The sequence below is a fragment of the Streptomyces sp. NPDC057694 genome (assembly GCF_042799415.1).
GTDB lineage: Bacteria > Actinomycetota > Actinomycetes > Streptomycetales > Streptomycetaceae > Streptomyces.
Genome location: NZ_JBHVIX010000001.1, coordinates 701,586 through 709,918, shown reverse-complemented (window position 1 = coordinate 709,918; position 8,333 = coordinate 701,586). Strand labels below are relative to the sequence as shown.

Sequence of the window (8,333 nt, the reverse complement as noted above, 5' to 3'; positions counted from 1 at the left end):
GGGGGGGGGGGGGGAGAAGGTCTTCGGGCGTGGGAAGGGGGGGGGGGGGGGGACCGGGTTGTGGGGGGGGGGGGGGGTTGGTTGGGTGGGGGGGAGGGGACCCGCCCGGCGGAGCAACCGCAGGAACGACCATCACCATCAGCCCATTGCTATAGCATATAGCGTAGGAGTCGCAGTGAAGCGCTGGAAACCTCTCCCCGCGCCCCTAAAACCCCCAGCACCACCATTCGAGGCGGCGCCGGGAGCACTGGGGGCGCCCCCGGCCGGGGCCGATCGTGCGTCCTCGCCGCCCGACGAGGACGCTGGCCGCCCGGGCCGAATGAACGCGGGAGTGGTCCTGTGGGTGACCCTCGCCGTCTTCGCGCAGGAGTCGGTGTGGAACTTCTACGACGCGCAGGTCCCCACCGAACTGCGCAAGTACCTGACCTCCGCAGGCCTCGTCGGACTGATCATGGGCATGGACAACATCCTGGGAGTACTCATCCAACCGTGGATGGGCTTCCTGTCTGACCGCCAGGCCCGCGCAGGCAGAGGCCGGTGGCCGATCATCCTGATCGGCGCGTGCGTGGCCGCCGTGCCCTTCGCGCTGATCCCGTGGACCCACAGCCTGCCGCTGCTCATGCTGTGCGTCGTCGCCTTCGCGGCCACAGGCAATGCCTTCAAAGGAATCACGGAGACCCTTGTCTCCGACTACATCGCCCCTGCCAACCGCACAAAGGCCCAGGGCTTCGTCAAGGCCGGGGTCAGCCTGACGATCGTCGTCTCCTCCCTGATCAGCCTGCTCGTGGTCGACCGCAGCATCAGGCTGGCTTTCGCCGTACCTCCCCTGCTGATGCTGCTGATGTTCGCCGCGTCCTGGACCTTCCTGGGCCGGCGCCACTCGGCGGCCCAGCTGTCCGAGACCGAGACCGAGACCGGGCTCGACGCCGGCCGCTCGGAACACGATGCGCCGGTCTCGCCCTGGACGACCGTTCGGCAATTCGTACGCGACCCGACCGGGCCGCGCGCCGCCCTTATGCTCGGCATCTTCTGCTTCGCGGGCATGTGGTCGGCCCTCCGATCGCTGACGACCTCGTACGGCACCGAGATACTCGGCCTGTCACGCGGCGCTGCCGGTGGTCTCACCCTCCCCGGAGCCATCGCCTTCCTCGTGTGCGTCGTACCCATCGCGTACGGCTCGACCCGGCTGGGACACGCCCGCGCCATGCGCTACGGCGTCGGCATGTTCGTCGTGGGACTGCTCATCGGCTTCGCCTCGCCCACCGTCGCCGGCACCACCGTGGCCATGATCATCGTGTCGCTCGGCTACGCATCGTTCGCGGCGAACGCCCTGGTGGCGCTGTGGGACCTCGCCCCCAACAAATACGTCCTGGGCACCTACAGCGGTCTGTACACGGTCGCCGCGTCCGCCGGCGCATCCCTGGGACCCGCCCTGCTGGGTGCCACCGTCGACCTGACCGGATGGCGCTTCATGCTCCTGAACGCCGCGGTGTTCGCCGCGATCACCTTCGGCGTGTTCACCCACCTGGTTCGACGAACCACCCGATCCCCGGCCTCCGCCATCTGACACCCCAGCCTGTCCGTCACAACCCCAAGGAAACAGACACCACATGGAGATCCGCATCCTCGCCCCGACCGGAGTCCTCGGCGCGGGTTTCGACGCCGACGCCTTCGAACGCGGCGTCGAAGCCCACCCGCACGTCATCGCGTGCGACGCCGGATCCACCGACTCCGGCCCCGCCGCCCTTGGCTCCGGCGTCCCCAAACTCTCCGACCAGGCCGTCACCCGCGACCTGCGCCTGCTGCTCGCCGCCCGCGACCGGCTCGGCGTGCCGCTGATCATCGGCTCGTGCGGCACCAGCGGCCGGGACGTGGGAGTCGACCATGTCGCCCGCCTGGCACGCGCCGTCGCCGCCGAGAAGAACCTGAGCTTCAGAATGGGACTGATCTACGCGGACCAACCGGCCGAGCGCCTGGAGGAGCTCCTCGACGCCGGACGCATCGCTCCGCTGCCCCAAGCCCCACGAATCGAGAGGGAGTTGTTCGCCCGCAGCCACACCGTCGCCATGATGGGCGTCGAGCCCATCCAGGACGCGCTCCGGGCCGGCTGCGACGTGGTCCTCGCCGGGCGGGCCAGTGACACGGCACTGTTCGCGGCGCTCCCTCAACTGCACGGCTCGGATCCGGGGTTGACCTGGCACCTGGCCAAGACCGTCGAATGCGGAGCCGCCTGTGCCGTCCCGCCGTCCGCGGACAGCCTGCTCGCGACACTCCGCGACGACCACTTCGACGTCACCACACTGGCCAAGGACAGCCGCCTCACCCCCCGCTCGGTCGCGGCCCACACCTTGTACGAGAACGCCGATCCGTTCCACGTGATCGAGCCCTCCGGCACCCTCGACACCACCGACGCGACCTACGAGAGCGTCGACGAACGCACCGTCCGGGTACGCGGGTCGCGCTTCGTCCCGGCCGACGAATACACCAACAAGCTCGAAGGCGCCGAACTGGTCGGTCACCAGACCATCGTCATAGGCGGCGTAAGGGACCAGGTCGTCATCCGGCGCCTGCCCGAACTGCTCCCCCTCGCCGAGAAGTACTTCGCACACAAGATCCTCGACGTGTTCGGCGGCGAGATCGACCCCGCCGACGTCGACATCAACTACCGCCTCTACGGCGCCGGAGCCGTCCTCGCCACCCCGGAACCGGAACCGCTGCACCCCCGTGAACTCGGCGTCCTCATCACGGTGACCGCCCCGGACCAGGCCACCGCCCACGCGGTCGCCACGTTCGTCGCCCACGCAAGCAGTCATCTGCCCGTCCCCGAGTACGACGGCCTGGTCTCCACCCTCGCCTACCCCTACTCCCCGCCGGAGACGGACCGTGGACCGCTCTACCGCTTCACGCTGAACCACGTGGTCACCGGCGTCAGCCCGACCGAGCTGTTCCGCACCGTCACCGAGGACGTGTGAGCCATGACCGCAGCCACCACAACAACTTCGACAAGGAGCGGACGATGACGACGCGAACCCCAGCCGGCAGAACCACACTGCTCGACTACTGCTCCCTCGTGCGTTCCAAGAACGCCGGGCCCTTCACCCTCACCTTCGACTTCATGTGCCGCGACCGGGAAGCCTACGACGCGCTGGTCGCCTCCGGCTTCCTGAGCAGAGAGCTGTTCGCCGGCCTCTACAACGCCGCCCCCGACGACATCCTCCTCGTCAACCACCCCCGGGCCCTGGCCGTGAAGGTCTCACTGCCGCGCCCCGACGTCCAGGGCAGCCTGCGCGACGCAGACTGCTACGCGGGCCAGCAGTACGCACCCCTCATGGACCTCCCCGTCACCAAGGAGCTCACCGCGTGAAGGCCGAACGCCCCCTTTCTCCCTGGGACCTGCCCGCAGGACACCCGGGGATCTCCTACCTCGTCGGGCACACCCCGCTGTTCGCCCTCTCCGGCGACCCGCGCTTCTCGTACTGCCTCTACGTACCCCGGGACCACAACGCCGACGGCCCGCCGAGCCCTCTTGTAGTCGCTATCCACGGAACGCGGCGCCGTGCCGAGACCCTGCGGGACGCCTTCGCGGACTTCGCCGAAGAACACGGCTGCGTCGTCCTCGCCCCGCTCTTCCCGGCGGGCATCACCGGCCCCAACGATCTGGACAGCTACAAGCTCCTCGACCCCTCCGCACTCCGCGCCGACGAGTTGCTGCTGGACATGGTGGACGAGATCGCCGCCCGCTGGCACGTGGACGCCGACCGCTTCCATCTCCACGGCTTCTCGGGCGGCGGCCAGTTCGCCCACCGCTTCACCTACCTCCACCCGGAGCGTCTGGCATCCCTGTCCGTCGGTGCCCCCGGCCGTGTCACCCTCCTCGACCCGACGCGGCCCTGGTGGCAGGGAACGGCGGACGTACAGGAGCTGTTCGGGACCACCGCGGCCAGCCCGTCCGCCATGCGCCGGCTGCCGGTACAGATGATCGTCGGTGAACTCGACACCGCAACCGACGGTCTCGCGCCCGCAGGCCAACGGCCTGCCCCGGCCACGGGGACGAACCGGGCCGAGTACTTGCGCGCGCTGTATGAGAACTGGCGAGAGGCCGGCATCGACGCGCAGCTCGACACGGTTCCCGGCGTAGCCCATGACCAACTGGGTGTCCTGCCCGCGGTCAAGTCGTTCTTCGCGGACCGCATCGCCACGCAGTCCGGCGGCACGAGCGGCGCTAGCGGGGTTGACGGCACCAGCTGAACACGGCCGTCCGGCCGGGCGGCAAGAATGCCCGGCCGGATGGCCGCTGGATGAGCGATATCCGCCGGGATCCTCAGCTCGTGGCGTCGAGTTCCCCGAGTTCTGGTCGGTGAACGCGGTCAACATCGTCACCAGCAAGTACTTCCGCGGCGCTGTGGGCACCCCGCAGCGTGAGGTGAGCCTCAAGCAGCTCATCGACCGCATCGTGAAGACGTATCGGAAGGCCGGCGAGGACTACAAGTACTTCGCGTCGCCCGCCGACGCCGAGATCTTCGAGCACGAGCTGGCGTACGCCCTCCTGCACCAGATCTTCAGCTTCAACTCCCCGGTGTGGTTCAACGTCCGGACGCCGCAGCCCCAGCAGGTCTCCGCCTGCCCCGGCCGGCCGCCACGACGCGACGCCAACGGGACCGGTCCTCTATGTTCCCGCCCGCTCGGTCCCGCGACCGCGTCTCCACCCGGGGGACCGGCGCGGCCGGGCGGAAAGGATCGACACCATGACCGTCATCGAGCCCGGCCTGTCCGTACGCAACGGCTTCGCGGAAGGACCGCTCGCCGACGCCGCGCTGTCCCGCGCGGCCCGCGGCGGACGGCTTCTCGCCAAACTGCAGGAGCGGGCACGCCTGCTGACCGACGGGCAGCTGCGTGACGGCGTGCACTGGGCGCTGCGCTGCTTCACCCAGGAGCAGCCGGCCGTCTGTCAGGTCGACAGCTTCACCGCGCTGGTCCGCCGTGGGGTGTGCATCGACTGGCCTGTTCCTGACCGTGTGCCCTGCACCTGACGCCCGCCTCGCGGGAGGGCGTCAGGGCGTCCTTCCGAGGGCACTGACGAGGAGGTCGAGTGGGCGCATTCCCTGTTTGAGAAGCTGGCGTCAGACAGTGGCTTCCGCGTTCCACTGCCGTTGCGGGCCGCCGACGGGCGAAGCGTCGTGGACGGCTGGACCGCCAGCGAGTTCCTGACCGGTCAACCTGGACCGGTGGGGCACTGGACCGGTGTCCTCAGTGCCGGTCGCGCCTTCCACAACGCTCTGCGGGATGTGCCCCGGCCCGAATTCCTTGATCTGCATGTGCACCCGTGGGCTGTGGCCGACCGAGTCGCGTGGGGCGAGCAGGACATCGACGTGATTGACGACCTCGTCGCACCGTTCTCGACCCTGCTGCAGTTGAGGCGCCCGGTGACGCCGGACACAGCTCAGCTCATCCATGGCGATCTCACGGGCAATGTCCTGTTCGGTCCGGATCAAGTGCCTGCCGTGATCGACTTCTCCCCGTACTGGCGGCCGCCAGCGTTCGCTGAGGCGATCGTGGTTGCAGACGGACTGCTGTGGTTCGACCTTCCGACTGACCTGTTGACGGCTGGCAGCGATCATCTTGACTGGCCGCAGATGCTGGTCCGTGCACTGATTTTCAGGCTCGTCGCGCACAGCGAGAGCGCAGGTCCACTGGGGCGAGCTCACTTGGGTGAGCCCGCCCGCTATGCAAGGGCAGCCGAGGTTCTAGGTGGCTGTGTCACTTTCCGGGGATGTCGTTTCGAGGTGATTCCAGGAGTCAGTGACGCCGGATCTTCATGATCAATGTCAGTGACTTTTGATGTCACTTTGCCGCAGCGGCAGCCCGTTAGGGCTGCCACAACGCGAGGGGTGACACACCTCAGGCGTGCAACACTTCTGCGTGTCAGTAGCATCGTGGTCATGCCCGATGTCTGGATCGGCTTCAACTCTGATGACCGCCGGAGGTATTGGTGGCGGAACGGCATCGTGACGCTTGCACTGGCCGCTGTGATGGTGGCGATGACCTTGACCGTGCGTGGGCCGGTTGAATGGTGGCTGTTCGGAGCCTTCGGGGTCTTCTCGGTGGCAGTGGTTTTGAGCGCGATGAGCTCGATCTATGGCCGGGTGCTCCTCACCGCGGCGGGGTTGGAGCTCCGCACCCTCGTCAGCAGACGATCGATCCCGTGGAGCGAGGTAGCTGGGATCGAGAGGCGGCAGCGAGTGTTGCGGAGCGGAATCTGGTCGGACCTGCGGGTCGTCAGAGTTGGCAGGCGTTCGCTGACGATTCCGGGGACCTTCACCAACCGGATGCGGGATGCGGAGCTTGAGCGGAAGCAGGCTGTCATCCAAGAACGCTGGTCTCTCGCAATGAGTGATTGAAGGAGCGAAGGTCGGTTCAGCCAGTGGCTGCCTGTTCGGCCAGAGCCCTGGTGTGGGCGAGCCGGGACTCCCGGCGCCGATGCGCCCTGCGCGGCTCCGGCCACTTGCCGTCCAGTGCCCCGCGCACGGTCCGCCACGTGACGTTGTGCTTGCGCTGTAACGCCCGCTGAGACATGCCCTCTTGATGATCGCGACGAATCGCCGCGTACAGATCGATCTTCGACTGTGACGTCCCCATGAGGCCCCCAGCGGCAGAAGCACATCCCACCGTCCCACCGCAAGCCCCGCAGTGACTTCAAAACAAACCGACATCGCAAACTCGGTCAGAAGGTGGCTCCCGGAATCACCTCGGAACGACTCCCGCACTGAGATACATAACCATTCTAGGACGCGCCTGAACCGCGGTCATGGTCGCAGCCAGAGTCTGATCGAGGCGAGTGTGACGGTGCCGTGGAAGATGTAGGCGCGCTTATCGAATCTCGTGGCCACGGCCCGGGAGTGCTTTAGCGCGTTGATCGTTCGCTCGACTTCGTTCCTGCGCTTGTAGATCGTCTTGTCGAAGCCGGCGGGCCGGCCGCCCCTGCTGCCGCGGGCTTGGCGGTTGGCGCGTTGATTCTTCGGCTCGGGGATGGTGTGCTTGACCTGGCGTCGTCGCAGGTAGCGGCGATTGCGGCGGGAGGAATACGCCTTGTCGCCGCCAAGGGGGTCGGGCCGGGTCCGGGGCCGCCCACCGTCGAGACGGGCAACACGGACACGCTCCATGACCGGGATGAACTGCGGGGCATCACCCCATTGGCCCGGAGTGATCAGCAGGGCCAGCGGGCGGCGTCCGCCCTCACCGGCAAGATGGATCTTGCAGGTCAGGCCACCCCGCGAGCGTCCGAGCCCCTCATCGGGGCGGTGCTGCCGGGGCGTGCGTCTTTTCCTGGCAGCCTTGGAGGCTTCTTGCGTGCTGCGGCGGCGTGCTGATGGGCCCGGCAGGAGGTGAAATCGACGCTCACCATCGACCAGTCGATGCGCCCTTCCGCATCGGTATCGGCCAGGACTGCCGCGAAGAGCCTGTCCCACGTGCCGTCCGCTGACCAGCGCCGATGCCGCTCGTAAACGGTCTTCCACTTACCGAAACGGGCAGGCAGATCACGCCACGGCACCCCGGTCCGGTTCCGATACAGGATGTCGTTGATGATCCTGCGGTGACCGCCCCAACGGCCGCCACGCTGACCGGACTTCGGAAGCTGCGGCTTCAACCGGGCCCATTCTTCACTTGTGAGATCTCCCCGCCCCATGGGCATGCCAACGAGCCAAGACCGAGACGGTCACATGATCCGCCGGACAGGCCCTAGCGTGATCGGCTGGCAGTGGGGTTGGCTGTGACTGCGGGCATGGCCGAGTACTTCGTCGGGAAGTGCGTGCGGGGAATTGGCCAGGATCGGTGCGAGTGTCTCGACCACGGTGTTCGCCGTGCCGTTCAGCGAGATGGAGGCATCACCGCAGACCGCCAGGACGGCATAGGCGACGTTCTCTTCCTCCAAGCCGATCGCGTCCCGGGCCTCCTGTGTCAGAAGCGCCAGTGCGGCCGGGCGTTCGTCGGCGGAGAGACCGCTGATCGACGCCAGTACCTCGTCCACCTCGGCGTTCTGAGCCTGCTGCTCCAGCGTCTCGGCCACAGTCGCGGGAAGGCCAAAGACGCTGCCGCTGGTCTCCATGAAGATCAGATCGCTGGCCGGGCCCGGCACATTCCGTGTTTTCTCAAGGTAGGCCACGAGCTGCTGGGCGTGGTGCTTTCGGACGGTGGTCGAGGTCTCTTCCCCGTCCTCCTCCTCGTCTTCGTCGGGGTGAACACCTCGCTGGCCTGCCTATGGGCGGACACGGCCTCCGTGGCGAGGTCGATCAGCGGCAGGATCAGCAAAGTGATCGAGATCGCGGTCACCGCGT

Annotated in this window: 9 protein-coding genes and 1 pseudogene; 8 read left to right on the top strand and 2 right to left on the bottom strand. The window is 67.6% G+C overall.

Annotation, left to right across the window (positions count from 1 at the left end; genetic code table 11):
• Window positions 1–343 precede the first annotated feature (343 nt).
• From ACFVDP_RS03380 to ACFVDP_RS03345, 8 genes and pseudogenes are all read left to right on the top strand, one after another.
• On the top strand, window positions 344–1,567 hold the full coding sequence (locus ACFVDP_RS03380) for an MFS transporter (RefSeq protein WP_383482454.1): 1,224 nt from the start codon (window positions 344–346) through the stop codon (window positions 1,565–1,567).
• Between the two features lie 43 nt (window positions 1,568–1,610).
• Window positions 1,611–2,972, top strand: a complete 1,362-nt coding sequence (locus ACFVDP_RS03375) for an acyclic terpene utilization AtuA family protein (protein WP_383482451.1) — start codon at window positions 1,611–1,613, stop codon at window positions 2,970–2,972.
• 44 nt (window positions 2,973–3,016) lie between these two features.
• On the top strand, window positions 3,017–3,364 hold the full coding sequence (locus ACFVDP_RS03370; RefSeq protein WP_383482448.1) for a DUF4387 domain-containing protein: 348 nt from the start codon (window positions 3,017–3,019) through the stop codon (window positions 3,362–3,364).
• Window positions 3,361–4,248, top strand: a complete 888-nt coding sequence (locus ACFVDP_RS03365; protein ID WP_383482445.1) for a poly(aspartic acid) hydrolase — start codon at window positions 3,361–3,363, stop codon at window positions 4,246–4,248. Before ACFVDP_RS03370 ends, ACFVDP_RS03365 begins: the two co-directional genes overlap by 4 nt.
• Window positions 4,249–4,327: 79 nt before the next feature.
• A pseudogene (locus tag ACFVDP_RS03360) lies at window positions 4,328–4,624 on the top strand (vitamin B12-dependent ribonucleotide reductase); the annotation flags it as partial.
• A 121-nt stretch (window positions 4,625–4,745) separates the two neighbouring features.
• Window positions 4,746–5,030, top strand: a complete 285-nt coding sequence (locus ACFVDP_RS03355; RefSeq protein ID WP_383484410.1) for a hypothetical protein — start codon at window positions 4,746–4,748, stop codon at window positions 5,028–5,030.
• A gap of 147 nt (window positions 5,031–5,177) precedes the next feature.
• Complete coding sequence (locus ACFVDP_RS03350) at window positions 5,178–5,819, top strand: hypothetical protein (protein ID WP_383482442.1); 642 nt, start codon at window positions 5,178–5,180, stop codon at window positions 5,817–5,819.
• 120 nt (window positions 5,820–5,939) lie between these two features.
• On the top strand, window positions 5,940–6,398 hold the full coding sequence (locus ACFVDP_RS03345) for a PH domain-containing protein (RefSeq protein WP_383482440.1): 459 nt from the start codon (window positions 5,940–5,942) through the stop codon (window positions 6,396–6,398).
• Window positions 6,399–6,803: 405 nt separating this feature from the next.
• Here the strand turns inward: ACFVDP_RS03345 and ACFVDP_RS03340 are convergent.
• Window positions 6,804–7,684, bottom strand: a protein-coding gene (locus ACFVDP_RS03340) for an IS5 family transposase (protein ID WP_383484296.1) whose coding sequence is annotated in 2 segments (ribosomal slippage) — window positions 6,804–7,321 and window positions 7,321–7,684 — 882 coding nt in all. Because the reading frame shifts where the segments join, the coding sequence is not laid out codon by codon here.
• Window positions 7,685–7,714: 30 nt separating this feature from the next.
• Window positions 7,715–8,161, bottom strand: coding sequence for a hypothetical protein (locus tag ACFVDP_RS03335; protein WP_383482438.1), 447 nt, complete (start codon window positions 8,159–8,161; stop codon window positions 7,715–7,717).
• Between the last annotated feature and the right edge of the window lie 172 nt (window positions 8,162–8,333).

What these genes read in the sequence shown, in the direction of transcription:
- ACFVDP_RS03375 (WP_383482451.1), top strand. Translation starts at nt 1,611, where the DNA reads ATGGAGATCCGCATCCTCGCCCCGACCGGAGTCCTCGGCGCGGGTTTC.
- ACFVDP_RS03370 (WP_383482448.1), top strand. Translation starts at nt 3,017, where the DNA reads ATGACGACGCGAACCCCAGCCGGCAGAACCACACTGCTCGACTACTGC.
- ACFVDP_RS03355 (WP_383484410.1), top strand. Translation starts at nt 4,746, where the DNA reads ATGACCGTCATCGAGCCCGGCCTGTCCGTACGCAACGGCTTCGCGGAA.
- ACFVDP_RS03345 (WP_383482440.1), top strand. Translation starts at nt 5,940, where the DNA reads ATGCCCGATGTCTGGATCGGCTTCAACTCTGATGACCGCCGGAGGTAT.